We start from the raw sequence: 26,536 nt of genomic DNA, 5'->3' as shown, positions 1-26,536 counted from the left end.
GGGCAGTGCGATCTCAAACCCGTTCGAGCGCCACTGCGATGCCCTGGCCGACGCCGATGCACATGGTGGCGAGCGCATAGCGGGCGCCGCGCTCGCGAAGTTCCAGCGCAGCCGTGCCTGCAATGCGCGCGCCCGACATGCCCAAGGGATGACCAAGCGCGATGGCGCCGCCATTGGGGTTGACGTGCTCCGCATACACGGCGATGCCGAGTTGGCGGAGCACGGCGATGCCTTGGGAGGCGAAGGCTTCGTTGAGTTCGATGACATCGAATTGGTGCGGTGTCAGGCCGAGGCGAGCGCAGAGCTTTTGTGTCGCCGGAGCAGGGCCGATGCCCATGATGCGCGGCGCCACGCCGGCGGCAGCGCCGCCGAGGATGCGGGCGATCGGCGTCAGGCCGTGTTTTTTCACAGCCGCTTCGGAGGCGATGATCAGCGCCGCCGCGCCATCGTTGACGCCCGATGCGTTGCCGGCGGTGACCGTGCCGTCTTGCCGGAACGGCGTCGGCAATTTGGCCAGCGACTCGACCGTGGTGCCGGCGCGGGGATGCTCATCCTTCGATACGATAGTCGCATCGCCCTTTTTCTGCGGGACCGTCACCGGGGTGATCTCCTTCGCCAGCCGGCCATTGGCCTGTGCCGCGACAGCCTTGTCCTGGCTGCGCATGGCAAAGGCATCCTGGTCGGCGCGCGACACTGAATAATCCTCGGCGACGTTCTCGCCGGTCTCCGGCATGGAATCGACGCCATATTGTTTCTTCATCAGCGGGTTGATGAAGCGCCAGCCAATGGTGGTGTCATGGATCTCGGCATGGCGTGAAAAGGCGGTCTCGGCCTTGGGCATGACGAAGGGGGCGCGACTCATCGATTCGACGCCGCCGGCGATCATCAGCTCGGCCTCACCAGCCTTGATGGCGCGGGCGGCGATGGTGAGCGCGTCCATGCCGGAGCCGCACAGGCGATTGACGGTCGCGCCCGAAACTTCCTTGGGCAGTCCGGCCAGGAGCAGCGACATGCGGGCTACATTGCGGTTGTCCTCGCCGGCCTGATTGGCGCAGCCATAGACGACGTCGTCGACAGCCTGCCAGTCGATGCCGGCATTGCGCTCGACCAGCGCCTTCAGCGGGATGGCGCCAAGATCGTCGGCCCGCACCGACGACAGCGAGCCGCCGAAACGGCCGATCGGGGTGCGGATGTAATCGCAGATGAATGCCTCGGTCATGTCATGCGGCCTTTTCTTTTCCGCTTCCCTCATGCGCCGCCTTGGTGCGGGCCTGCAGGTCGCGCAATGTCGTCAGCTCGAGTTCCGTCGGCGCCGGCGTTTCGTCAAGCGCCTCGGCGAACTTTACGATCCAGCCACAGCTGTCCTGCACCTCAAGCCGCGTTGCGCCGGGATGCAACGACACCACGGTGAATTCCTTGCTCACCGTATCTGGCTTCCAGATGGCAAGGTCGGTGATCAGCAGCGTCGGCCCTGATGTCTCGATGCCGAGGCGCTGGCGATGGTCGCCGCCAACGCCATGGCCGAAGGAGGTGAAGAAGTCGATCTTCTCGACCATGCCGCGCTTGGACTGCGCCATGGTGATGTAGATCTCCTTCGACGAGGTGGCGATCTCCGGCGCGCCGCCGCCGCCGGGCAGGCGGGTCTTGGGACGCGCATAGTCGCCGATGATTGTGGTGTTGATGTTGCCGAACTTGTCGAGCTGGGCGGCACCGAGGAAACCGATCGAAATGCGGCCGCCCTGCAGCCAGTAACGAAACATCTCCGGCACCGAGACGGTCGTGACGGCGGTGTCGCAAAGTTCGCCGTCACCGATCGACAGCGGCAAAACATCGGGCGCGGTGCCGATGGTGCCGCTTTCATAGATCAGCGTGATGTCGGGCGCATGCGTCAGTCGCGCGACGTTGCAGCCGGCCGACGGCGCGCCAATGCCGACGAAGCAGACATCGTCGTTTTTCAGGGCTCGGCTGGCGGCAATCGTCATCATCTCATTGGGAGTAAAGCCGCTCATGCCGCGCTCCTCAGATGCTTTACGCGGCCGGCGAAATCGTCCGCGGTGCGCTCGAGGACATTGGCCTGCATCCAGGCCTGGAATCTTTTACGGTCGGCGGCGATGTCGTCCCATTCGAGATAGGCGGCATTGTCGCGCACATAATAGCCGTGCGTGTAGGAGGGATGCGAACCGCCTGATACCACCGAGATCGCAGCGATGGTCCAGCGCGGCAGCACGGTGAGGTTGGGATGCAGGTCGTCGAAATTGTCGACGACTTCCTCTACCGTCACCACGGCGCGCTTGGCCGCGAGCACCGCTTCCTTCTGGATGCCGATAATGCCTTCGACCAGCACATTGCCTTTTTTGTCGGCCTTCTGAGCGTGGATGAAGGTCACGTCCGGTCGGATGGAAGGAACGGCGGCAAGCACCTCGCCGGTGAACGGGCAGGTGACCGAGCGGATGTTGGGATTGACTGCCGCCAGCCCGGCGCCGCGATAGCCGCGGAACACCGCGCAAGGCAGGCCGGCAGCTCCCGCCTCGTAGGCGTTGGCCATGCCGGCATGGCTGTGCTCCTCGATCTCGATCGACCGGGGGAAGCCGTTCTCGATGGCGTCGCGGGCGCGGCGCAGCAGGCCGACGCCGGGATTGCCGACATAGGAGAAGATGATCTTCTTGGCCATGCCCATGCCGATCATCTGGTCGTAGATCAGGTCGGGGGTCATGCGGATGAGCGTCAGGTCGCGAAAGCCCTGGCGGATGGCCTCATGCGCCGCCGCCGTCGGGATCAGATGCGTGAAGCCTTCGAAGGCGACCGTATCGCCATCATGCAGGTTCTCAGCCACGGCCTGTTTGAGCGGCAGGAAATTGACCATCGCCAAGAACTCCGAAGTTCAAAAAGTTCGTATTGCGAACATTTGTTTTGTATGAGATATTTTTACATCGCGCCGCCGAGACGAGTCAAGGCGGCGCATTGTCTTGCGGAGGCCGCATGGAGGACAAGGCAAAGACGCGCGACCATGTCGGCTCGCTGGAGCGCGGCCTTGCAGTCATGGAGATACTGGCCCGACATCCGGCCGGGATGACGCTGACCGAAATGGCGGAGGAGGCGGGGCTGACCCGCGCCGGCGCGCGTCGCTTCCTGCTGACGCTGACCGCCACCGGCTATGCCACGCAATCCGGCCGGCAGTTTTCGCTGTCGCCGCGCCTGCTCACCATCGTGCGCTCTTGGCTCGGCGGCGCCTCGCTGTGGACATTCGCGGCATCCATCATGCGCGACGTCGCGGGCCAATTCGACGAGGCCTGTAACGCGGCGGTGCTGTCGGGCGAGGAAGTCGTCTATGTCGCGCGCATTCCTGGCCGCCGCATCCTCAGCGTTTCGCTCGATGTCGGCACCAGGCTGCCGGCGCATTGCACCTCGATGGGGCGCGTCCTGCTTGCGGGGCTGGGCGCGGATGAGCTGAAGGCCTTGCTTGCAGAGGCGAGGATCGAACGGCGCACGCCGAAGACGATCACCAGCCGCGCCGCGCTGGCCAAGGCCATCGACGCGGCGAGGGCGGATGGCTTTGCCGTCGTCGATGAAGAGCTGGAACTTGGCCTGCGCTCGATAGCGGTGCCGATCTATGACCGCGCCGGCAAGACCGTGGCGGCGATCAACGTCTCGACGCAGTCGGCGCGGTTCTCCGTCGAGGCGATGGAGCGGGATATCCTGCCAGCGCTGCGGACGGCCAAGCAACGGATTGAGGAATTTTTCTTCGTGTGAGCGCAAGGCTAATCGCCGGAGGGAAGCGCTGCCCCCGCTCTGTCTCGGAGACGGGACGCCCTGCGCGGTTAGCGTCGCCATGCGAACAAACGATGCCCGGGGCACCTGAGCACAATGCATATGCGTTAATCCAAATATATCGTTGACGTCGCCCTTCAACTCCAATATCGAACAGGACTATACAGGTTTACTGAACAGGTACCCATATGAAGCGGCGCGCGGTTCAACTTTCTCCCGGCACGGGCAAGCCCGAGCAGATCGCCACCGTTCTCGAACATGAGATCCGCTCCGGCGTGCTTGGCTTCGGCGACCGCCTGCAAAGCGAGAACGAACTCGTCCAGCGCTTTTCCGTCAGCCGCAACACGGTCCGCAAGGGCCTCGAGGAGTTGTCCAGCCGTGGGCTGATCACGACCAAGGTCGGCATCGGCTCCTTCGTCACTTTCGACGGCAAGCCGGTCGATGACAGCATTGGCTGGTCGCGGGCGCTGGCCAATGCCGGCGCCAATGCCGAGACGCGGACGCTGCGGCTTGAAGTGATCGAGGATGCCGATCTTGCCGCGCTGCTTGGCATCGAAAGCCCGTTTTTCATCGCCGTCGACCGGGTGCGCACCAATGCCAGCGACGGCCATGCGATCTCCATCGAACGCAGCCGCCTGCCGCTGTCGCCCGAACTGGAGGACGTGCCGCTGCGCGGTCTGCGCGAAGGCTCGCTGCACCAGACGCTGCGCGGCGCCGGCCTCATCCCAGACCATGGCGAGGAATGGGTCGGCATCGAGATGCTGAATGCCGAAGACGCCGCCATTCTCGGCTGCCCGCAAGGCACGCCGTTCCTGCGCGGACGCCGGCTGACGCGTGCGGCTGACGACCGGCCGATCGAATATGTAACCAGCCTGCTCAACCCGGCGCATTTCGCGCTGCATATGAGGTTTTGAGCGATGCCGGACAGAACCAACGACACGCTCGATCGCGCCATGGGCGCGCTTGTCGGTGGGGCGCTCGGTGATGCGCTGGGCATGCCGACGCAGCTTCTGTCGCCGGCCCGCATTGCCGAACTCTACGGCCATGTCGAGGATTTCGTGGCGCCGTTTGCCGATCATCCGGTGTCGAAGGGGCTCGTTGCCGGCACCATCACCGACGATACCGAACAGGCGCTGCTGCTCGGCCGCATTCTGGTCCAGTCCGGCGACCGCTTCGATCATGCGCGCTGGGTGAACGCACTGCTCGACTGGGAGCGCGAGGTCAAGGCGCGCGGCAGCTATGACCTGCTGGGACCATCGACCAAGCGCGCCATCGACGCCATCAATGACGGCGTGCCGGCGGAAGAGGCGGGAATCCGGGGCGACACCAATGGCGCGGCCATGCGCATCGCGCCGGTCGGCATCATGATGCCGCTGGAACCGTTCGATGCTTTTATCGCCAAGGTGGCGGAGACCTGCCGTGCGACGCACAACACCTCGATCGCCATCGCTTCGGCCGCAGCAGTTGCCGCCGCCGCCAGCCACGGCGTCGCCGGTGGCGACTGGCGTGCCGCTTCCGACAGCGCGGTAGCAGCCGCGCGGCGAGGCGCCCGGCTCGGACATTGGGTGACTGGTGGCGATATCGCCGCGCGTATCGCCTGGGCGCAGGAGCTCGTGCGCGGCAAGACCATGCGGGATGCGATCGGGCTCATCACCGATCTCGTCGGCACCGGTGTGGCCAGCCAGGAGTCCGTGCCGGCAGCTTTCGCCGTGCTTGAAGTCGCGCAGGGCGATCCCTGGCAAGCGGCAATCATCAGCGCCAATCTCGGCGGCGACACCGACACGATCGGCGCGATTGCCTCAGGCATGGCCGGCGCCTGCGTCGGCTTTTCGCAACTGCCGCAACAACACATTGCCGGGCTCGTCGGCATAGATATGGGGGAGGTGCGCTCGCTTGCCGAAGACCTCGTCGCGGCGCGCACGGCAAAGGCCAGCAAGGATGCCGCGGCATGAGTGGGCGTCTGGTCCATATCGGCAGCGCCGTCGTCGACTATGTCTACCGCATCGACGCCTTGCCGGCCCCGGGCTGCGAGAAGACCGCGTCGAGCTTTGCGCAGGTCGCCGGCGGCGGCTTCAACATGATGGTCGCGGCCAGCCGCACCGGCATGACGGTGGTGTTCGGCGGCCAGCTCGGCAGCGGACCGAATGGCGATTTTTTGCGCGCCGCGTTTGCGGCCGAAGGCATCATAACGCTGACGTCGCCATCCCCTGTCATGGACAGCGGCAATTGCGTCGCCATGATCTCCGGGGATGCCGAGCGCACCTTCGTGTCGTGGCCCGGTGCGGAGAGCATTCTCAGCCTCGAGATGATGAGGCCCGTGGTGGTCGCGTCTGATGATTGGGTGTTCACGTCGGGCTACACGCTGAGCTATCTCGGAAGCCGCAACGCGCTGACCGACTGGATCGAGGCGCTGCCAGAAAACATTCCCTTCGTTTTCGATCCAACGCCGGTCATCGCGGATATCCCGCGTCCCATCCTGTCGCGGGTGCTTGCCCGTACGACATGGCTGAGCTGCAACATGACGGAAGCGGTCGAGATCGCTGGGCAAGGCGATGTCGAGGCACTCGCCGCCCGGCTGCTCGCCGACCACTGCCCAAAGGCCGAAGGCGTCGTTATCCGCGCCGGCGCCAAGGGCTGTTTCGTGAGGTTGGTCAATGGCGAGACGCAGACCATTGCCGGCTTCAAGGTCGATGCCATCGACACCAATGGCGCCGGCGACACCCATATCGGCGGTTTCGTCAGTGCACTCTCGCGCGGCGTGCATCCCTTCGAGGCGGCGCGCTATGCCAATGCGGCGGCAGCACTTTCCGTCACCCGCCATGGCGGCTCATCGGCGCCGACCGACAGCGAGATCCAGACTTTCCTGAGCCAGGCCGCCACGGGCGAGCCGGGCCAGAACCAGAAGGCCCATCAGACAGCCTGACCCGCCAAGCGGGCAAACAAGAGAGGAACGAACATGCGCATGCCAAGACTGACTGCCCTGCTGACGGCGACCGCCGTCATCACCTCCGCGCTCACGCTGGCCGCCAGTGCCGCCGAAGTGCATGTGCTCAACTGGAAGGGCTACGGCGCCGACGAGCCGTGGGCGATCGAAGCCTTCGAAAAGGCGACCGGCAACAAGGTCGTCAACGACTTCTTCAATTCCGAACAGGAAATGCTGACCAAGATCCGCACCAATCCGGGCCTCTATGACGTGGTCATGATCAACGCCGCCTTCAACGATCAGGCGATGGCGGAAAAGCTGATCCAGCCGATCGATGTCTCGAAGCTGCCGAACTATGCCGACATCAGCAAGGACAAGGCGCAATCACCGATGCTCGACCATGACGGCAAGGTCTATGGCGTGCCGTGGGTGTGGGGCCTGACGGCGCTGGCAATCAACGAAAAGTCCTTCGACAAGCCGCCGACCTCGATCGCCGAAATGTGGGACCCAGCGCATAAGGGCCGGGTCGTCATTCGCGACGACGCTGTCGAAGCGGTGCAGTTCGGCGCCATCGCCACCGGTCAGAATATCAACGACATCAAGGATATGGAAGCGGTCAAGGCGAAGCTGACCTCGCTGATGCCGCAGATCAAGACGTTCTGGAGTTCGGAGAACGACTGGAACCAGATGGTCGCCTCCAACCAGATCGACATCGGCACCTATTGGAGCGGCTCGGCCGACCGTGCCAAGACGCATTTCAAGCTGCCGGTCTCGCTGGTCGTTCCGCAGGAAGGCGCCGTCGCCTGGCTCGACGCCTTCTCGATCCCGGTGGGCTCGAAGAATGTCGAGGGTGCGCAGGCCTTCATCAACTGGATGATCGATCCGAAATTCTATGTCGAATGGGTCACCAAGGTCGGCGCGCCGGTGTCGGCCAACACCAAGGCGGTGGAAGCGCTGCCTGAAGACTCCTTCAACCGCAAGGTGATGGGCGATCCCGAGGTGGCCAAGCGCATCCAGTTCCAGGCGCCGATCACCGACTCGCAGCGCGAGGCCTATCTGGCGCTGTGGCAGCAGCTCAAGGTCGACGTGAAGTAACGCTCACGTCCGGACCAGCCGGCGGTTGCGCCGGCTGGCCCTTCAATCCTGGGGAGGAGGGTATCATGGCAGTACAGGGTGCGGTCGCGTCGCGCAGCGGGCTGAGATCGGCCCTGCCGCTGCTGGCGCCGGCCTATCTCTGGCTGACGGTGGCGATCTTCCTGCCGCTCTCGGCCATGGTATTCTTCTCCTTCATGACCGACCTGCCGCTGTCGGGAAAGCCATGGGCGTTCACCCTTGGCAATTACGCCGCCTTCTTCTCGCAGAGCCTGTACCTGACGCTGCTGCTCGCTTCGCTGCGGCTCGGCCTCGAAGTGACTTTGTGGTGCGTCGTCATCGGCTATCCCGCCGCCTATGTGCTGGCCAAGGTGCTGAAGGGGCGCAGCCGCGAGGCGATCTTCCTGCTGGTCATCCTGCCGTTCTGGTCGAACGGGCTGGTGCGCATCTTCTCCTGGGCGATGGTGCTGCGCGAGGGCGGCATCCTCGACACGGCGCTCAACGCCGTGCTGCCGTTCAAGATCAACATCGACCTGATGTATTCCTATCCCGCAATCATCATCGGCCTGGTGCACTCCTACGTGCCCTATATGGTGCTGACCTGCTATCTCACGCTGCAGGCAATCGACGACTCGCTGATCGAGGCCGGGCGCTCGCTCGGCGCCTCGCGGCTGCAGGTGCTGAAGCGGGTGATCATCCCGCTGTCTATGCCCGGCCTGGTGGCAGGTGCGGCACTGATCTTCGTGCCGGTCGTCGGCTCGTTCATGGAGCCGCGCATTCTCGGCGGTCGCACCGGCACCTTCTACGGCACGGTGATCGAAGACCAGTTCGTCGCCGTGTTCAACTGGCCGCTTGGTGCGGCATTGTCGTTCATCCTGCTCGCCGTCGTGCTGGTCATCCTCGCAGTTGCCTCGCCGGTGCTGCGGAGGGCTGCTTGATGATGACGACCCGCATAATCGAAGGACTAGGCCGCTTCTACATCGGACTGCTGCTCGTCTTCCTCTATCTGCCGATCATCATCATGGCGCTGATGTCGTTCAACGTCTCGCCCTTCTACCAATTGCCGTTCGAATGGACGACGGAATGGTATGCCTCGCTCTGGCAGAACGACCAGCTGATCGCGGCGACCTGGAACAGCCTCGAGATCGCGGTCATCACCACGCTCATCTCAGTGGTGCTTGGCTCGGCCGCTTCGCTGGCGCTCTTCCGCTACGACTTCCGCGGCAAGAAAGTGCTGCAGGCGTTGCTGTTCCCGCCAATCGCCATACCATGGCTGATCACCGGCACGGCGATGCTGATCTTCTTCTTCGGCGTCGGCATCGGCCGCGGCCTGTCCGCCATCCTGCTCGGCCATGTCGCGCTGGCGCTGCCCTATGTCATCGTCGTCGTCTCGGCCCGGCTGCAGACTTTTGCACCGGAGCTGGAAGAGGCGGCGCGCTCGCTCGGCGCCAACCAGTGGCAAGTGACGAGGCGTGTGACGCTGCCGTGGATCATGCCCGGCGTCATTGCCGGCGGCTTGTTCGCATTTGCCGTGTCGTTCGACCAGTTTGTCGTCTCCTACTTCCTGGCGACGCCGGGGCAGACGACGCTGCCGGTGGAAATCTACGCCGCGATCCGCAAGGGGTTCACGCCCGAGATCAACGCGGTCTCGACCATCATCATCGTCGTGTCGATGGCGCTGATGCTGCTCACGGCGCGCTTCTTCAAATTCGGCGGAGAGAAATAATGGCCGGCGTGCAGGTATCGAACGTCTCGCGCAGTTTTGGCGCGCACAAGGCGCTGGACGACGTCTCCATCGATTTTGCCGATGGCGGCTTTTATGGGCTGCTTGGCCCCTCGGGCAGCGGCAAGACCACGCTGCTGCGCCAGATCGCCGGCTTCGACTTTCCCGACTCCGGGCGCATCGCCATTGGCGGCGAGAGCGTCGAACGGGTGCCGGTCGAAAAGCGGCGCATCGGCATGGTGTTCCAGAACTATGCGCTGTTTCCCAATATGAGCGTTGCCGACAATGTCGCCTTCGGCCTGTCGGTGCGCGGCGAAACGAAAGCGACGATCGCCACCGAAGTGCAGCGCGCGCTCGATCTCGTCCAACTCGGGAAGCTCGGCGAGCGCCGGCCGCACCAGCTCTCCGGCGGTCAACGCCAGCGTGTGGCGCTGGCGCGCGCCATCGTCACCAAGCCGCGCGTGCTGCTGCTCGACGAGCCGCTCGGCGCGCTCGACAAGGCGCTGCGTGTCGACATGCAGATCGAGCTGAAGCGCATCCAGCGCGAGATCGGCATCACCACCATCTTCGTCACCCACGACCAGGAAGAGGCGCTGACGATGAGCGACCGCATCGGAATCTTGCGGGACGGCAGGCTCGTGCAGGAAGGGCCGCCGGAGGAGATCTACGACCGGCCGAAGAGCGAGTTCGCCGCCACCTTCCTCGGTGACGCCAACATTTTTCGCGGCGATGCGACCGGCAACGGCATCCGCCTGCCGGACGGCACGGCGATTGCCGCCGGGGTGGGTGATCGGCTTGCCGCCGGTACGAAGGCCAGCTGCGCGGTGCGTCCCGAACGCATTCGCATCGCCACCGATGCCGGGGCATCGAGCGGCAATGCCAACACGCTGAAGGGGCAAGTCTCCAAGCGCATCTTCGCCGGCAACAACAGCACCTATTTCGTCGAGCGCGCCGGCCAGACGTTGAAAGTCATCGTCCAGAATACCGGCAGTGACCGGCTGGCCGAGGGCCAGAATGTAATGCTCAGCTGGTCGCCGGAAAGCACTGTGCTGATTGCCGCAAACTAGTTCGCACCGTCACCCCGGCATGGTTCTGATGGGAATTGATGGAGCGGACCTTGGCTGATGGGCCGGCCATGGCGTTATATCCTGTCGTCCAAGGGAGGAATGGATGGCAGGCCAGGGTTTCGAGCCGGATGTAAGGGTTCGCGCCAGCGAATACCGGATCGGCTGCATCGGCGCCGGCATGATCATGGCCGAATGCCATCTTGCCGCCTATGGGCAGGCCGGTTTCCCAGTCGTTGCCATCGCTTCGCGCACCAAGGCCAGCGCCGAGAAGGTAGCTGCACGCTGGAGCATTCCGACCGTCCACGACACGCCGGAACAACTGATCGAGAATCCCGAGATCGAGATCGTCGACCTTGCCTTTCCACCCGACCAGCAGCCGGCATTGATCCGCCATGCGCTGAAGCAGCCTCACATCAAGGCGATCCTGGCGCAGAAGCCGCTGGCGCTGTCGGTCGATGAAGCCGTGAAACTGCGCGACGAAGCCGCAAAGTCCGGCAAGATCCTCTCGGTCAACCAGAACATGCGCTACGACCAGTCGATGCGCGTCCTGAAGCAGATCATCGACAGCGGCGCACTGGGCGACATCGTCTTTGCGCAGATCGACATGCATGCGATCCCGCACTGGCAGACTTTCCTTCAGGACTACGACCGGCTGACGCTCGCCAATATGAGCGTGCATCATCTCGACGTGCTGCGCTTCCTGTTCGGCGATCCCTCGGAAATCGCCACGCTGACACGCAAGGACCCGCGCACTACATTCGAGCATAGCGACGGCATCACCGTCTCGACGCTGCGCTTTCCCTCCGGCGTGCTCGCCGTGTCGCTGGAGGATGTCTGGTCCGGACCGCGCCAGGAGGGCTATGAGGACGACCAGCACATCAACTGGCGCGTCGACGGCACCAAGGGTGTCGCCAAAGGCACGATCGGCTGGCCGAAAGGCGTGGCCTCGACGCTGACCTATGCGTCGACCAAGACGACCGGCGGCGAATGGGTCAGCCCGAGCTGGGACACGATGTGGTTCCCGCATGCCTTCATCGGCGTGATGGAGCAATTGCAGCATGCGGTGAAGACAGGCGCGCCGCCGGCGCTCTCCGTCGCCGATAACGTCAAGACAATGGCACTGGTCGAGGCGGGCTACCGCTCGATGGCGCAAGGCCGCACCGTCAAACTGTCCGAGATATCGATCGACTGAACATGCCGCCGAATAGTGTGGCGGCTGAATCGCTTACCGGGAGGAGTTCACATCATGATGCAGGCAGGTATCTTCACCGGCTATTTCCCCTATGAGCTCGCGGAGGCCGCCCGCCGCATCCGTGCACTCGGCTTCAACACAGTGCAGCTCGACATGCATTTCAGGGATGTCGATCTCACGGCCGGGCAGATCACCGGGGACAAGGCGAGAACAGTGCGCGACACGTTTCGCGACCACAATCTGCCGGTCTGCTGCATCTCGGGCTACACCAACATCATCCATCCCGACAAATCCGAGCGCGAGAAGCGCGTCGGCTATCTCAAGGAAATCATCCGCAATGCGCGCGACTTCGGCTCGCCCTACGTGATCTCGGAGACCGGCACCTACAACACCGAATCCGACTGGGTGCATCATCCCAAAAACAAGACCGAGGAAGGCTTCGAGGAATGCCGCAAGGTGATCTCGGATCTTGCCCAGACGGCTTACGACCATGGCGCGGTGTTCCTGCTCGAAACCTATGTCAACAATGTCGTCGGTTCGGTCGAGGAGACGGTCAAAATGTTCGCGCAGGTCGACCATCCGGGCCTCGGCCTGCTGATGGATCCGACCAATTATTTCGAGGCGCACAATATCGACCGCATGGACCAGGTGCTGAACCAGGTGTTCGACACGCTGGCCGACAAGATCCGCATCGCGCACGCCAAGGACGTCAAGCGCTCAGGCAGCGACAAGACCGAGAAGCATGCCGATATCGGCGACGCGGACGCGCATGAGGGGCTGACCTTCCGCGGCGTCGGCGAGATCGAGCTGCCGGCGCCCGGGCTGGGATCGCTGAATTACGATCTCTATCTGCAGCGGCTCAGTGAGAAGCACCCGAACATCCCTGTTATCATCGAGCATCTGACCGAGGACGACGTGCCGCGGGCGAAAACATTTCTCGACGGGAAGTTCCGCGCCAACGGGCTTTGAGGTAGGCGAGACGGTGATGGCGACGGCGGCCAAGACAAAGCGCGATTACGGCCTGGTCGGCGAAAGCACCCGCCGGGCGATCGAGACCGGGATGGCCTCGGCCGAGTGGTATCACACCGACGTGCCGCGCAAGGCAATGAAGGAAATGATGCAGCGCTCCGACGGGCCGGCGATCCGCGATACAGTGATCTGGATCGCAGCCATCCTGGGCTCGGCCGCCGGCATCGTGTGGTTCTGGGGCACGTGGTGGGTGGTGCCGTTCCTGCTCGTCTATGGCGTGCTCTATGGATCGTCGAGCGATTCGCGCTGGCACGAATGCGGCCATGGCACCGCCTTCCGCACACGCTGGATGAACGATGCGATCTACGAAATCGCCAGCTTCATGGTGGTGCGCAATCCGGTGCAATGGCGCTGGAGCCATGCGCGGCATCACACCGACACGATCATCGTCGGCCGTGACGCCGAGATCGCGGTAATGCGGCCGCCAAATCTGGTCAAGGCGGCGCTTGCCTTCACCGGCATTCTCGATTTCCGTTATTCGCTGCCGATCCTGGCGCGCCAGGCGTTGGGCAAGCTGTCGGACGACGAAAAGAGCTACATTCCTGAGACCGAACAGGGCAAGGCCATCACGGCGGCGCGCTGGCATGTCGCCGTGTACGTTGCGACGATCGCCCTCGCGATCGCGCTGGGTTCATGGCTGCCGCTGGTGCTGATCGGCCTGCCGCGTTTTTATGGCAGCTGGCACATGGTTCTGACCGGCCTGCTGCAGCATATCGGGTTGGCCGACAATGTCGTCGACCACCGGCTGAACACGCGCACCGTCTACATGAACCCGGTCAGCCGCTTCATCTACTGGAACATGAATTACCACGTCGAGCATCACATGTTTCCGATGGTGCCCTACCATGCGCTGCCGAGGCTGCACGAGCTGGTCAAGCACGACCTGCCGGCGGCGAACCCGTCCATGTGGCATGCCTATCGCGAGGTCTGGCCGGTGCTGCTGAAGCAGCTGCGGTACGAGGATTATTTCCTCAAGCGCGAATTGCCGCCGACGGCGCGGCCCTATCGCGGTGAATTTCACGAGCTCGATATGTCGGCAGCGGCCGAGTAGCGAATAAACCACCCGCCTTCTATCCGGCCTGTTACGGGGCCGGTAAGGTGACCGGGAAAGGCAACCAGCCAACAGGGACATCCCGATGAGCCGAAAGAGACCGACCGTCGCCGATCTGCGCGCCATGAAGGGCAAGCGCCAGCTGACCATGCTGCGCGTCCTGACCATGGACGAGGCCGAGGCTGCCGAGCGGGCAGGGGTCGATATCGTCTCGGTGCCGCCCGAGCTGGTGCTCAACCCTGAGTATCGCGATGCGGCGCCCAGCCTGTTCACCATGCCGGGCGAGAATTTTTATGAGATCGGCACGGCGGACGATTTCCTGCGCTGGGCGTTCCGGCTCTACAAGGCCGGCGCCGACGCCGTTTATTGCAGCGCCGGTTTCGCCACCGTGAAGCGGCTCGCCGACGACGCGATCCCCGTCATCGGCCATGTCGGCCTCATTCCGTCCCGCGCCACCTGGACCGGCGGCTTCAAGGCCGTCGGCAAGACCGCCGACACCGCCATGCAGATTTTTGAGGCGGTCAAGCAGTATGAGGCCGTTGGAGCTCTCGGCGCCGAGATCGAAGTGGTGCCGATCGAGGTGGCGAAGGCGATCTCGGAACGGACCTCGCTGATCATGCTGTCGATGGGTGCGGGCACCGGCTGCGACGCGCAATATCTGTTTGCCGACGATATTCTTGGCCAGAACCGGGGCCACATGCCGCGCCATTCCAAGGTCTACCGCAACTTCGCCGCCGAGTACGATCGTCTGCAGGCGGAACGCGTCGCGGCGTTTTCCGAGTACGTTGCCGACGTCGATAGCGGCGCCTATCCGGAAGACAGGCATGTCGTGCGCATGGATCCGGCCGAGCTCAGCCTGTTCATGAAACGGGTGGACGCAAAGGGCTAACTACTCGGCCTCCTTGCCGATCATCGCTGCACCTTGCCATGTTCCGTCAGCGAGCATGGCATGGAGCACCTCGGCATCCGTTCCCAGCGGCCGGTCCTCCCTGAGCATCGCTACATGCGCGCGCACCGCGGTATGGACCGCTGCTGTGCCGGGCGCCAGCTTGAGACCGTCGCGCAGGTCCACGGCCTGTGCGGCGGCCATCAGTTCGAAGGCGATCAGCCGTCGCCACAGCGCGATCATCCCGGCGCATTTCGACACGGCAAGCGGCGTCTGCGTGGCGTGGTCCTCTACGCCTTCGGACACGGCCAGGAAATCCAGCATCACCGGATTGGCCTTGTGGCGGATGCCGGCCAGGATTGCCGTTGCGGTCTTTTGCAGCGGCACGAAACCGGCCGAGGCGCCGCCGACCGGTGACAAATATTTTGGCAGGCCGTTGCGGCCGGAGCCGGCGAGCTGGATGAAGCGGGCAACGCTTGCCGCGGCACATTGCGCGATCGCCAGGCCGAGCGTCTCGAAGGCAAGCGCCAGCGATGCGGTGTGGAAATTGCCGGTCGACAGAACCAGCCCGTCATCGCCCAGCACCAGCGGATTGTCGGCGGCGGCATTGAGTTCGATCTCCAGCGCCAGCCGCGCCTGATCGATCGCCTGGATCAATGCACCATGGATCGACGGCATGCAGCGGATCGACAACGGGTCCTGCAAGGTGGTCGGCGCCGGCTCCTCGTCACGGGCAAGCAGGTCGCGCAGGCCCTTGGCCGCGAGTTGCTGGCAGGCTGCCGGCCGCGCCAGATGCAGGCGCGGATCGAGGATGGTGCGGTTGGCGCCAAACCCTTCCATGGTCAGCGCGCCGGCCTGCTGCTGTTGCGCAAAGGCCGACAGCGCGTCGGCCAGTACCAACGCGCCAGTGCCGGCTGATACCGCCGAGGCGTTGATCAGCGACAGGCCGTCTTTCGGCGCCAGGCTGATCGGAGCCAACCGCGCCATCATCAACGCCTTGGCCGCCGGCATGCGCCGACCCTGATAGTCAGCTTCGCCGTCGCCGGTCAGCAGACGGGCGAGCGCCGTCATCAGCACGAGATCGCCGGCGCCGATCGAGCCCAGCTGCGGCATTACCGGATGCACGCCGGCATTGAGCGCATCGACAAGGGCGGTGAAAGCCGCCGGCGAAATGCCGGAACCGCCAACAGAGAACATCGCGGCACGGGCAAACATGGTCGCCCGCACCGCTTCTTGCGGCAGCGGCTCGCCGACAGCGCCGCTTCGCCCTTCCAGCAACTGGCGCTGGAAGGCGCTGGCATCGCCCTCGACCGACGTGCCGAGATTGGCGCCGAGCCCGGTGTTGAGGCCGTAAATCTGCTGGCCGGACGCGGCGACCTGATCGAGCACTTTTCGCGCTTTGTCGAGCCTCTCGATGACTGTCGGTTCAACCTCGACCTTGCGGCCGCCGCGGGCGACCTGCGCAACGTCCTCGACGCTGACGCCGGCGCCGGTGAGGACGAGCGCGCTCATGCGAAGCGCAGCCTCTGGCCGATGCCTTTATCAGCAGCCTTGGCCAGCATCGCCTTGCCCAGCGCAATGTCGGACAGCGACAGGCCGCGATGCCAGAACAGGATCGTCTCGTCGTCGCTCTGGCGTCCCGGCTTGAGACCGGCAGCGATCTGGCCGAGCTCGGCGTGCAGCGTCGCTTCGCTCAGCCGCCCGGTCTCGACATGGGCGCGCAGCGAGCCGAACTTGCCGCCTTTGCACTGGCCCCAGTCGTCGACGACCATTTTCTGCATGATGTCGGTCAATGACAGCTCCACCGCGCTCATCGTACCATAGGGCACGACCAGCGCACCGGGCTTGATCCATTCGGTCTTGAGCAGCGGCTGCGGCTCCGGCAGCCGCGAGGCCTCGACGACGATGTCGGCGCCCTTGATGCAGCTTTCCCAGTCGGCAACCGCGGTAACTTTCTTGCCGAGATCGGCCGAGAGTTTGGCGGCGAAGCCGTCGCGGCTTTCCGGGCGGCGCGAATGGACGCGGATCTCGTCGAAGTCGAAGAGATGGTCGAGCAGGCGCACATTCCAATAGGCGGTGCCGCGCGCGCCGATATGGGCCAGCACCTTGGAGTTCTTGCGCGCCAGATGTTTGGCGCCAATGGCGGTGACGGCGCCGGTGCGCATGTCGGTGATGACGGTGGCGTCGAGAATGGCGCGCGGCGTGCCGGTGCGCGGATCGAACAGGTTCAAAATGCCAAATTCTGAAGGGAGCCCGTGCAGATAGTTGTCGACATAGTCGCCGACGATTTTCACGCCCGCCGTATCGAGCGGCGCAACGTAGCCGCGCAGAACGTTGAAATGGCCATGGAAGGAAGGGGCGGGTTCAAGATGGACGCGCGGCTCGATCACCGTCTGGCCATTGCCTTGCGCGATAAGCCCGGCTTCGACAGCGGCAATGATTTCGCCGTCGGTCATCTCCAGGGCTTCGATATCGAGGCCATTGAGGTAGTCGATATAGATAGGCTTCATGCAATGTCCTTGGCCGCCCGCCCATCCATAACAGGCTGCGAGCCGACACGGAAGTTTGTTGGATAAGCTCTGGACGGGGCCAGCCATATGCTGTTCAACGCGGTTCGCCATGACTGCCGTTCCCGACACCGAGGCCTCCGCCGTAACCGCCAGCAATGCGCGGCGCGTGGCGTTGATCGTTGCCATCGCCTTTTTCATGCAGCTGCTGGATTCGACGATCATCTCGACCTCGCTGCCGCAGATGGGACAATCCTTCGGCGTGCCGGCGGTGGCGATGAGCATCGGCATCACCGCCTATATGCTGACCATGGCAGTGTTCGTGCCGCTGTCGGGCTGGCTTGCCGACCGCTTCGGCGCGCGCAACATCTTCCTGCTGGCGATCGTACTGTTCACGCTGGCCTCGCTGGCCTGCGGCTTCTCGCAAAGTCTGCCTCAGTTCGTTGCCGCTCGCGTCGTGCAAGGCCTTGGCAGCGCGCTGATGACGCCGGTCGGGCGAATTCTGGTGCTGCGCAATGCGTCGAAATCGGAGCTGCTCAACGCCACGGCGCTGATCACCTGGCCGGCGTTGTTTGCGCCCGTGGTCGGGCCGGTGCTTGGCGGCTTCATCACAACCTATCTCTCCTGGCACTGGAATTTCTTCATCAACGTCCCGCTTGGGCTCGTCGGGCTGGCGCTGGTCGCGCGCTTCATTCCGGGCGACCGCGCGGCCGATCCCAAGCCGCTGGATTGGCCGGGGTTTTTCCTCACGTCGCTGGGGCTCGCGCTGCTGCTCTACGGCCTTGAGCGCATCGCACATCCGGAAGACGGCGCCTTGCCCGCCGTGCTGCTGGTTGCCGCCGGCATCGTCATCGGCTGGCTGGCGGTGCGGCATCTCCGGCGCGCGCCGCATCCGCTGCTCGATCTCAGCGCGTTCAGGGTGCAGACCTTCGCCATCTCTACGCTTGCCGCCGGCACCATTTTTCGCGTGGCGATCAACGCCACGCCGTTCCTTTTGGCGCTGCTGTTTCAGGTCGGCTTTGGCCTTTCGCCGGTCGATGCCGGCTTGATGATCCTGGCCTATTTCCTCGGCAATCTCGGCATGAAGACGGTGACGACGCCGACGCTGCGGCGCTTTGGTTTTCGCACGGTCATGGTCGTCAACGGCCTGATCGCCTCGGCCTCGATCATGGCCTGCGCTGCGATCTCGCCGGAGACGCCGCAGGCGCTGGTGGTAGCGCTGATGCTGATCGCCGGCCTGACGCGCTCGATGCAGTTCACAGCGCTGAATACTCTGGCCTTCGCCGATATCGATGCGGCGCAGCGCAGCTCGGCGGCAACTTTGTCGTCCATGCTGCAGCAGATGTCGATGCTGTTCGGCGTAGCGGTGGCGGCTGCCATTCTGAACCTGTCGCAGATCGTCAGGCACCGGCCGGCGCTCGACCTCGTCGATTTTCGCATCGCCTTCCTGGTCATCGGCGCCATCGGGCTGGCGGCGGCGTTGCGGTTCCTCGTGCTGCCGCCCGGTGCAGGCGCCGAAGTTTCAGGCCACACGTCCAGGACCTGAATTCGCAATTTTCGCCGCTCAGGCGGCAATTAATTCCGCCTTGTGCTTTCGCCTCAGAACGGCACCTTCGCGCATACGCGCAATGGTGCAACCAAATGCCAAAAGCGCAGCCTTTTCCTAGGATTGCGCCAGTTCTAGCAATCGGTGCGTCCACTGGAAGATTATCACTGCCAACGGGTGTTCCGAGCGCGGATTCATTTGACGAAGCGGCGCCGAGCCGATTAGCTTTCTCGGAAGGGGTGGCAGAGCTGCCATCGGGGCGAATGCAGACATGAACACGATTGGCTGGCCAAATGTCAGGAGCCTGAATCAGGAAGGCATTGTCTTTGCCATCGCCGTGGTGCTGTTCGTCGCCGCTGCCATTGGGCTGCCTGGTTTCATCGCTGCCAACAATCTCGTTGCCATCGTCCGCTCGGTGTCGGTGCTGGGCATTTTGGCGCTCGGCATGGCGGTCGTCATAATCGGCAGGGGCATCGACCTGTCGGCGGTGGCGATCATGGCGATGTCGGTCGCCTGGTATCTACAATTGCTCAACGCCGGAACGCCTGATGGGCTCGCCTTCGCCTATGTGCTGGCAGGCGTGCTCGCCATCGGCCTGCTCAACGGTTTTCTCGTCGCTTATGCCGACGTGCCGGCGATCTTCGTGACGCTGGCGACCGGCTCCTTCGTCTTCGGCTATGTCCGCTCGCAACTGATCACACAGGATGCGGTGCCGGTGCCTCAGGGCCATTGGGTGGAGTTGCTCGGCGGCCTGCGTTTCCTCGACATTCCGATCGAAGTGTTCGTCTTCGCCGGGCTCGCCTTCCTGTTCTTCCTGTTCCTGCGCTACACCAAATGGGGCCGCTACATCTATTTCGCCGGCGACAATCCAGTCGCCGCGCGCAACATCGGCATTCCGGTGCGGCCAATGCTGGTGCTGCGTTATGTGGTTTCGGCCTTTGTCGCGCTGATCGCCGGCCTGCTGACGGCGTCGAGCCTGCACTCGATCAACACCCGCGTCGTCAACTCGACGCTGCTCTATGACATCGTGCTGGTGGCGGTGATCGGCGGCATCGGCCTGTCCGGCGGGCGGGGCGGAGTGCGCAATGTGCTGGTGGGCGCTGCACTTATCGGCATCCTGTCGAACGCGATGACCATCATCGACATTCCGCTGCTCTATCAAAACCTGATCAAGGCGGCGATCCTGCTCGGAGCCATCATCGTCGACGGCATCATCAATCCGCGCGACGAACAGACCGCGCAGCAGGGCGACATCTAAGGGGTACCCGACGGGTCATGCGGACCGGCCGGCAATAAGTGAAAAACAGAGGATGTGACATGAAACTGATCAGAACACTGATGGCGGCCGCCACGGCGCTTGCCGCTACCGCCTTCGTCGCGCCGACCTTCGCCGCCGACGATCCGGGCCCGGCCGCATACGCGCAGGCGCTCAAGGGCAAGCGCGTCATGCTGGTGCCGCTGGCGATGGGCTTCGACCTTGCGCAGGGCTGGTCGCACTATCTGAAGACGGAAGTCGAGGCCTGGGGCGGCACCTTCGAAACACGCGATCCGAACTGGGTCGTCGATGCCGGCGCACAGGCGATCACCGACGCGATCTCGTCCGACACAAGGCCGGACGTGCTGATCATCCATGCGCCGGATCTCAACTCCTATTCCAAGCTGATGAAGAAGGCGCAGGCTGCCGGAACCTACGTCATACTGGTCGACAATCCCGCCAACTTCCCGGCCGACGCCTTTGTCGGCAGTGACTGGGACCGGCTCGGCCAACTCGAGGCCGAAGCGGCGATCAAGGGCTGCGGCGAGAATTCGTCGAAGAAGATCGGCCTTGTGCAGGGTGATCAGGCCAACTCGTCCAGTCTCTACCAGTATGCCGGCATCATGAAGGTGCTGGAGAAGCACCCCGACTTCAAAGTCGTGGCCAAGCCCGACTCCAACTGGGATCCGACGACGTCGCGCAACGTGACGACGACAATGCTGCAGCAGAACCCGGACATCTGCTCTATCATCGACTTCTGGGATGGCGACGCCACCGGCGCATCCGCCGCCATCCGCGACGCTAAGCTCGACGGCAAGGTGTTTTTGGTCACCACCGGCGGCGGTGAAAAGGCGGCCGATTGCGACAAGCTGCAGGACGGCACCTATGGCGCCGTTGTCATGACAGACCTTGCCCGCCAGTCCGGCGACATGAACGCTATCATCAAGTTCCTGCTGCAGAGCGGCCAGCCGGCCGGCACGTCGCACACCTACATCTACACGCTGGAGAAGGCTACGACCAAGGCCGACCTCAAGCCCGACAGCTGCTGGGACCTGAAGGCGCTGCAGGCCGAAGCGGCGGCGAAGTAAGCCGCGCTTTTCGACTGAAATAAACGAGGTGACTGGACAATCCGGTCACCTCGTTCCCTCATGGAATAGCAGCCGCCGATGTCCTTTCGCGAACGCCTCCAGTCCTGGCGCTACAATCTCGTGCCCGACCATCTGGTCGGCGAGATCCTGACAAAACGCTGGACCGACAACGCCATTCCGTTCCTGGCGCTGGTGGCGACGCTCAGCGTGTTCGGCTCGATCATTCCCGGCTTCTTCAAGCTGACCTCGCTGCAGGAATCGACCCGCCAGCTCGGCGAGTTCTCGATGGTAGTCACCGGCATGACGGTGGTGATGCTGGGCGGCGGCATCGACCTGTCCGTCGGCTCGATCTTCGCGCTGTCCTGTTTCTCCGCCGTCTATGTCTTCTTCATTCTCGAACAGTCTATCTGGCTGGCGCTGGCGGCATCGCTCGCCACCGGCCTGATCTTCGGCGCCGTCAACGGCTACCTCGTCGGCTACCTCAGGCTGCGCGCCTTCCTCACCACCCTGGTGACGTTCATCTTCGGCCGGGCGCTGTTCGATATTCTCGTCACCACCTATGCCGCCGACGTGCAGCTTTCCCAGGCGACATCGGATGTGCTCGACTTCATCGGCGACAGCACCTTCTGGGGGCTTTCGGTCTCGGTGTGGCTGGCGATCATTCTTGCCATCGTCACCCATATCGCGCTGACGCGCTCACGGCCGGGCTGGCATGTGCTGGCGGTCGGAGGCTCCAGGCGCTCGGCGCACAATGCCGGCATTCGCGTGCGCCGCACCGTGTTCATGACCTATGTCTTTTCCGGCTTCTGCGCCTCGATCGGCGGCTTCCTGATCGCTTGCCGCCTGAGTGGGGCAGGGCCGGGCACCGGCCTCAACCTTGAGATCATGGCGCTGACGGCGGCGGTGGTCGGCGGCGTCAGCCTGGGTGGTGGCCGCGGCTCGGTCATCAAGGGGCTGATGGGCGCCATCATCGTGCTGACCATGACCAACGGGCTGATCCGGCTGGGCTATGGCACCGGCACCAACCAGATGGTGCTGGGCATCATGCTGGCGGTGGCGGTGACGATCGACATTCGCTGGCTGAAGAACCGCCATAAGGTGCTCAACGAAGTCTATGTCGCGCCGGTCTATCTCAAGATGGGCGAGACACAGTCTGCGGTGCCGGGCTCAGGCACGCCCTACGCGCTCGACAACCGGCTGTCGGCGGCCGACCATATCGGGCTCGGCGAGTTGGAAGGGCCGGAAGACGTCATCCTCGACCGCGACGATCACCTCTATTGCGGCACGCGCCATGGCGAGATCGTCCGCTTCTTCGCGCCGGACTATGTGAAATCGGAGGTGTTTGCCCACATCGGCGGCTTTCCGCTGGGCCTGGCCTTCGACAAATCGGGCAATCTGATCAGCTGCGTCGGCGCCATGGGGCTCTATTCCGTCTCGCCGGATCGGGAAGTGAAGCGCCTGTCGGCCGAGACGTCGCGCTCCTGGACCTCGATCGTCGACGATGCGCGGCTGCGCGACCCCAATGATTGCGACATCGCGCCGGACGGGCGCATCTATTTCACTGACTCCACCAAGCGCTATGACGCCCACGATTGGGCACTGGACTCGATCGAGAACCGCGCCACCGGCCGGCTGCTGGTCTATGACCCGAAGGACGGTTCGACGAAGACACTGCTCGACGGCTACCGCTACACCAACGGTGTGTGCATGGCGCATGACGGCAAGTCGCTGTTCTTCGCTGAGAGCTGGGCCTGCCGCGTGCATCGCTACTGGCTGGAAGGGCCGAAGGCGGGCGCCGCCGAATGCGTCATCCGCGACATGCCGGGCTATCCCGACAACATCAACCGCGCCTCCGACGGCAATTACTGGATGGCATGGCTCGGCATGCGCACGCCGAGCTTCGACCTGTCGCTGCGCCATCCCGATATGCGCAAGCGCATGACGCGCCGGCTGCCGCAGGACGAGTGGCTGTTCCCCAACATCAACACCGGCGGCGTGGTGAAATTCAACGACAAGGGCGGCATTATCGAGGCGATGGGCGACCTCACCGGCGGCGCGCATCCGATGGTCACCTCGATGCGCGAGCACAAGGGTTTCCTGTTCGTCGGCGGCATCCTCAACAACCGCATCGGCCGCTACAAGATTGCGGGCGCGGACCCGACCTGGACCAGCTCCGCTTCTTATTGGGGAACGCAGCCATGATCCTCGATCCCATCTTGGACATGTTTCGCGGCAAGGCCGTCACCATCCCGCCGCTCGACGGCGCCTTCCGGCCCAACACGCGGCTCGATGATGCGCCGGTTTTTGCCGGACTGATCGAACCCGACAATCTGCTGGTTGCCGATGGCCGGCTGCTCGCTTCCAGCGGCAACGCCATCTATTCGCTTGCCGCAGAAGTGGAGCCGAAGGTTGTCGAGACCTTTCCTTCCCCCATCACTGCGCTGGCTCTATCACTGTCGGGAGAACTGACGGTCGGACTTGAGAGCGGCAAGCTGCTGGTCGCCGGCAAGGAGGTTTCGCTGCCGTCTGGCGTCAGCTGCATCACCGCGCTTGCCTATGCCGAGGACGACACGTTGTGGCTGGCCAATGGCTCGGCTGAGCATGCGCCGTCGCTATGGGCCGCCGACCTGATGAAGAAGGGCGCGTCCGGATCGCTTTGGAGGCGGGACGCAGCCGGCGGCGGGTTCCGCAAAGTGGCCGGCGAGATCGCCTTTCCCTATGGGCTCCATCCCACGGGGCGAGATGTGCTGGTCAGCGAAAGCTGGCGTCACCAGCTCGTTCGCTTCGATGGTGCAACCGGTAGCCGCTCGACCGTGCTGACGCATCTGCCCGGCTATCCCGCGCGCCTTGCGCCGGCCGGCGATGGCGGCGCGTGGCTGGCCCTGTTCGCGCCGCGCAACCGGCTGATCGAATTCGTGCTGCAGGAAACGCATTACCGGCGCGACATGATCGACCAAGTGCCGCCGGCCTATTGGATCGCGCCGGCGCTGGCCTCCAACCGCAGCTTCCTCGAACCGCTGCAATGTGGCGGCATCCGCACCATGGGCATCCACAAGCCCTGGTCGCCGAGCCGCTCCTACGGGCTGGTGGTGAAGCTCGACCGGACCATGCAGCCGCAATTCAGCCTGCACAGCCGCGCCGACGGCACGCGCCACGGCATTTGCAGCGTGGCGGAGAAGGACGGACTTCTATTCATCGCCTCCAGGGGCGGCGATTGCGTGCTCGACGCGGGAGGTTTCTGATGGAACCGATCGTGCGCCTGGAAAATGTCACCAAGAACTATCGCGGCGTGCCCGCGGTCAGACAAGTCAGCTTCGAACTGCGCAAGGGCGAAATCCACGCGCTGCTCGGCGAGAATGGCGCCGGAAAATCGACACTGACCAAGATCATTGCCGGCGTCGTCGACGCCACTTCCGGCAAGATGTTCCACAAAGGCCGCGAGATCGCCTACGCCTCGCCGCATGCGGCGCTCGAGGCCGGCATCGCCATGGTGTTCCAGGAGACCAGCCTGGTGCCGTCGATGACAGTGGCGCAGAACCTCTATCTCGGCACCGAAAAGTTTCTCAACCGGCTGCGCGGCACCTACATTTCGGCGCAACAGTTTTTGCAATCGCTGAACTTCCCGGTCGACCCGAACGCCATGGTGGCAACGCTCGGCGCGGCCAAGCGTCAGATGGTCGAGATCGCGCGCGCCGTTCACCACAATGCCGAGATTATCATCTTCGACGAGCCGACGGCGACGCTGACGCCGGAGGAGAAGCGGCACTTTTTCGCACTGATCCGGCGGCTGAAGGCGAACGGCGTCTCGATCGTCTTCATCAGCCATGCATTGGAAGAGGCGCTAATGATCGCCGACCGCATCACAATCCTGCGCGATGGCGAGTTGGTCATAACCGACGACACATCGGCCTTCGATCGCGACAAGATCGTCGCCGCCATGGTAGGGCGCACTTTGTCGGGACAGATCTACCGCCAGCGCGACGAGGCGAAGCTGCGCAAGGCCGGCAAGAAGGTGCTGTCGGTGCAGGACATTTCGATGAGCAATGTCGTGCGCAACACCTCCTTCTCGATCTTTCAGGGACAGATCACCGGCGTGTTCGGGCTGATCGGCTCGGGCCGCACCGAGACCTTCAAGATCGTGTCGGGCATCTACAAGCGCGATTTCCTGCGCGGCGGCGCCATCGAGCTGGACGACCGGCCGGTACGCTATCTCGTGCCGAGCGAAGCGGTCGCCGACGGCATCGTCTATGTTACCGAGGACCGCAAAAGCGAGGGCATTTTCGAGACGATGGGCATTGCCGAGAATTTGTTCGGCGGGCTCCTGGCGGCGGGCCGCGAAAAGGCCTGGGTGATCAACCAGCAGGAGATGCGCACGCTTTCCGCAGAATGGACGAAGACGCTGAACATCAAGGCGATAAACGACAACGCCCGCGTGGTCGAGCTTTCCGGTGGCAACCAGCAGAAGGTGGTGATCGGCAAGGGGCTGGTGCAGCAGCCGCGCATCGTCATCTTCGACGAGCCGACGCGCGGCGTCGATGTCGGCGCCATCGCCGAGATCCACCAGATCATCAACCGGCTGGCCGATGAGGGGCTGGCGGTGGTGGTGATCTCGTCCTACCTGCCGGAAATCATGAACCTGTCGGATCGGATTCTGGTGTGCCGACAGGGGCGCATCGTGGAGGAGTTCTCGCCGGCGGAGGCGACGGAGGAGAAGATCATGTATGCGGCAGTGCACTAGGTTGCCGGTCGGTGTTTGACGGTGCGCATACGTCACCAATTGGCGAAGGCCTCAGCGCCTTCGTCATCCTCGGGTCTCCGCGACGGCGCTTCGCGCCTGCTTCGCCCGTGAATGACGAAGCTGAGATGCTTCGGCCAATCGCCATGGTTCTGTCAGCATCAAAAACTGAATCGGAATAGCCGGTTAGCCGCCCTTGCTCGAAACCTGATTCAACCACCTGATCCACCGATTCAACGAAAGGAAACGCCATGGCCGTCACAAAACTCCTCAGCGATGCCGAGGTCGAAAAAATCCCGGTTGCGAAGGCTGTGTTCGACGACATCCGCGCGACGCGCAAGTCGGACTTCGTCAACAATTTCTGGCGCGGGCTGGCCAACGATCCGGCCTTGCTGAAACGGACATGGGACCAGGTGAAAGTGGTGATGGCTACGGAAAGCGCCATCGATCCGCTGACCAAGGAGATGATCTACATCGCTGTGTCGACCGCCAATGGCTGTTCCTATTGCGTCCACTCGCATACGGCAGCTGCCCGCGCCAAAGGCTTGACCGATGCGCAGCATGGCGAGCTGGCGTCGATCATCGGGCTGGCCGGGCAGACCAACCATCTGGTGACTGCGATGCAGATTCCGGTCGATCCTGAGTTTGAAGTGAAGTGAGGGGCGGCTTTCGCT

The 26,536-nt window shown here is 63.7% G+C and carries 24 protein-coding genes; 19 read left to right on the top strand and 5 right to left on the bottom strand.

Going from position 1 to position 26,536, the window contains the following annotated elements; all coding sequences use genetic code 11:
* Positions 1-13: 13 nt before the first annotated feature.
* Genes pcaF through NKI64_RS12460 form a run of 3 tightly spaced genes read right to left on the bottom strand, consistent with a single transcriptional unit; the run spans position 14 to position 2,863 of the window.
* Positions 14-1,219, bottom strand: a complete 1,206-nt coding sequence (pcaF, locus tag NKI64_RS12470) for a 3-oxoadipyl-CoA thiolase (RefSeq protein WP_352668188.1) — start codon at positions 1,217-1,219, stop codon at positions 14-16.
* Position 1,220: 1 nt separating this feature from the next.
* Positions 1,221-2,009, bottom strand: coding sequence for a CoA-transferase subunit beta (locus NKI64_RS12465; RefSeq protein WP_352446112.1), 789 nt, complete (start codon positions 2,007-2,009; stop codon positions 1,221-1,223).
* A complete protein-coding gene (locus tag NKI64_RS12460; protein ID WP_352668185.1) occupies positions 2,006-2,863 on the bottom strand; it encodes a CoA transferase subunit A in 858 nt (285 codons plus the stop codon). Before NKI64_RS12460 ends, NKI64_RS12465 begins: the two co-directional genes overlap by 4 nt.
* A gap of 116 nt (positions 2,864-2,979) precedes the next feature.
* On the opposite strand from NKI64_RS12460, the gene NKI64_RS12455 reads away from it, so the two are divergent.
* The 12 genes from NKI64_RS12455 to NKI64_RS12400 all read left to right on the top strand — a co-directional run bounded on the left by NKI64_RS12455 (position 2,980) and on the right by NKI64_RS12400 (position 14,734).
* The gene (locus tag NKI64_RS12455; RefSeq protein WP_352668183.1) at positions 2,980-3,750 is read left to right on the top strand and encodes an IclR family transcriptional regulator domain-containing protein; all 771 of its coding nucleotides are present in this window, start codon (positions 2,980-2,982) and stop codon (positions 3,748-3,750) included.
* Positions 3,751-3,956: 206 nt separating this feature from the next.
* Entirely contained in the window at positions 3,957-4,682 is a 726-nt protein-coding gene (locus tag NKI64_RS12450) for a GntR family transcriptional regulator (protein WP_023687928.1), read from the top strand.
* A gap of 3 nt (positions 4,683-4,685) precedes the next feature.
* Positions 4,686-5,720 carry an ADP-ribosylglycohydrolase family protein gene (locus tag NKI64_RS12445; protein ID WP_352668180.1) on the top strand — a complete coding sequence of 345 codons (1,035 nt, stop codon included), beginning with the start codon at positions 4,686-4,688 and terminating at the stop codon, positions 5,718-5,720.
* The gene (locus NKI64_RS12440; protein ID WP_023752094.1) at positions 5,717-6,691 is read left to right on the top strand and encodes a PfkB family carbohydrate kinase; all 975 of its coding nucleotides are present in this window, start codon (positions 5,717-5,719) and stop codon (positions 6,689-6,691) included. The genes NKI64_RS12445 and NKI64_RS12440 overlap by 4 nt, the downstream gene beginning before the upstream one ends.
* A 33-nt stretch (positions 6,692-6,724) precedes the next feature.
* Positions 6,725-7,786: an ABC transporter substrate-binding protein gene (locus tag NKI64_RS12435; RefSeq protein ID WP_023749929.1), complete on the top strand. Its 1,062-nt coding sequence runs from the start codon at positions 6,725-6,727 to the stop codon at positions 7,784-7,786.
* Positions 7,787-7,851: 65 nt separating this feature from the next.
* Positions 7,852-8,721: an ABC transporter permease gene (locus NKI64_RS12430; protein ID WP_023685260.1), complete on the top strand. Its 870-nt coding sequence runs from the start codon at positions 7,852-7,854 to the stop codon at positions 8,719-8,721.
* Positions 8,721-9,509, top strand: a complete 789-nt coding sequence (locus NKI64_RS12425; protein ID WP_352668176.1) for an ABC transporter permease — start codon at positions 8,721-8,723, stop codon at positions 9,507-9,509. The genes NKI64_RS12430 and NKI64_RS12425 overlap by 1 nt, the downstream gene beginning before the upstream one ends.
* Complete coding sequence (locus NKI64_RS12420) at positions 9,509-10,573, top strand: ABC transporter ATP-binding protein (protein ID WP_023707705.1); 1,065 nt, start codon at positions 9,509-9,511, stop codon at positions 10,571-10,573. Before NKI64_RS12425 ends, NKI64_RS12420 begins: the two co-directional genes overlap by 1 nt.
* Before the next feature lie 103 nt (positions 10,574-10,676).
* The gene (locus NKI64_RS12415) at positions 10,677-11,765 is read left to right on the top strand and encodes a Gfo/Idh/MocA family protein (protein ID WP_023709068.1); all 1,089 of its coding nucleotides are present in this window, start codon (positions 10,677-10,679) and stop codon (positions 11,763-11,765) included.
* 54 nt (positions 11,766-11,819) lie between these two features.
* The gene (locus NKI64_RS12410; protein ID WP_023705643.1) at positions 11,820-12,734 is read left to right on the top strand and encodes a sugar phosphate isomerase/epimerase family protein; all 915 of its coding nucleotides are present in this window, start codon (positions 11,820-11,822) and stop codon (positions 12,732-12,734) included.
* A 16-nt stretch (positions 12,735-12,750) separates the two neighbouring features.
* Positions 12,751-13,845: a fatty acid desaturase family protein gene (locus tag NKI64_RS12405; RefSeq protein ID WP_023753589.1), complete on the top strand. Its 1,095-nt coding sequence runs from the start codon at positions 12,751-12,753 to the stop codon at positions 13,843-13,845.
* Positions 13,846-13,930: 85 nt separating this feature from the next.
* A complete protein-coding gene (locus NKI64_RS12400) occupies positions 13,931-14,734 on the top strand; it encodes a 3-methyl-2-oxobutanoate hydroxymethyltransferase (protein WP_023682254.1) in 804 nt (267 codons plus the stop codon).
* On the opposite strand, the gene NKI64_RS12395 is transcribed toward NKI64_RS12400, so the two are convergent.
* Together NKI64_RS12395 and NKI64_RS12390 are read right to left on the bottom strand one after the other, a co-directional pair.
* Positions 14,735-16,243 (bottom strand): HAL/PAL/TAL family ammonia-lyase, encoded by a 1,509-nt coding sequence (locus NKI64_RS12395; protein WP_023687937.1) that lies wholly within the window; start codon positions 16,241-16,243, stop codon positions 14,735-14,737.
* Positions 16,240-17,241, bottom strand: coding sequence for an ornithine cyclodeaminase family protein (locus tag NKI64_RS12390; RefSeq protein WP_023687938.1), 1,002 nt, complete (start codon positions 17,239-17,241; stop codon positions 16,240-16,242). Before NKI64_RS12390 ends, NKI64_RS12395 begins: the two co-directional genes overlap by 4 nt.
* A gap of 109 nt (positions 17,242-17,350) precedes the next feature.
* Here NKI64_RS12390 and NKI64_RS12385 point away from each other — a divergent pair, with 109 nt between their 5' ends.
* The 7 genes from NKI64_RS12385 to NKI64_RS12355 all read left to right on the top strand — a co-directional run bounded on the left by NKI64_RS12385 (position 17,351) and on the right by NKI64_RS12355 (position 26,521).
* On the top strand, positions 17,351-18,784 hold the full coding sequence (locus NKI64_RS12385; RefSeq protein ID WP_023687939.1) for a DHA2 family efflux MFS transporter permease subunit: 1,434 nt from the start codon (positions 17,351-17,353) through the stop codon (positions 18,782-18,784).
* 271 nt (positions 18,785-19,055) lie between these two features.
* Positions 19,056-20,042, top strand: a complete 987-nt coding sequence (locus NKI64_RS12380; protein ID WP_023668176.1) for an ABC transporter permease — start codon at positions 19,056-19,058, stop codon at positions 20,040-20,042.
* Between the two features lie 59 nt (positions 20,043-20,101).
* Positions 20,102-21,127, top strand: a complete 1,026-nt coding sequence (locus tag NKI64_RS12375) for a sugar ABC transporter substrate-binding protein (RefSeq protein WP_023668177.1) — start codon at positions 20,102-20,104, stop codon at positions 21,125-21,127.
* Between the two features lie 78 nt (positions 21,128-21,205).
* On the top strand, positions 21,206-23,329 hold the full coding sequence (locus NKI64_RS12370) for an ABC transporter permease (RefSeq protein ID WP_023714822.1): 2,124 nt from the start codon (positions 21,206-21,208) through the stop codon (positions 23,327-23,329).
* Positions 23,326-24,369, top strand: a complete 1,044-nt coding sequence (locus NKI64_RS12365; RefSeq protein ID WP_023696217.1) for an SMP-30/gluconolactonase/LRE family protein — start codon at positions 23,326-23,328, stop codon at positions 24,367-24,369. The genes NKI64_RS12370 and NKI64_RS12365 overlap by 4 nt, the downstream gene beginning before the upstream one ends.
* The gene (locus NKI64_RS12360; RefSeq protein WP_352668171.1) at positions 24,369-25,865 is read left to right on the top strand and encodes a sugar ABC transporter ATP-binding protein; all 1,497 of its coding nucleotides are present in this window, start codon (positions 24,369-24,371) and stop codon (positions 25,863-25,865) included. The genes NKI64_RS12365 and NKI64_RS12360 overlap by 1 nt, the downstream gene beginning before the upstream one ends.
* A gap of 248 nt (positions 25,866-26,113) precedes the next feature.
* On the top strand, positions 26,114-26,521 hold the full coding sequence (locus NKI64_RS12355; RefSeq protein ID WP_352668169.1) for a carboxymuconolactone decarboxylase family protein: 408 nt from the start codon (positions 26,114-26,116) through the stop codon (positions 26,519-26,521).
* The last annotated feature ends 15 nt before the right edge of the window (positions 26,522-26,536 follow it).

This window comes from Mesorhizobium sp. M0478 (assembly GCF_040321305.1).
Taxonomy (GTDB): domain Bacteria; phylum Pseudomonadota; class Alphaproteobacteria; order Rhizobiales; family Rhizobiaceae; genus Mesorhizobium.
The sequence above is the reverse complement of the archived record's forward strand: the minus strand, read 5'-3'. Positions and strand labels throughout refer to the sequence as shown.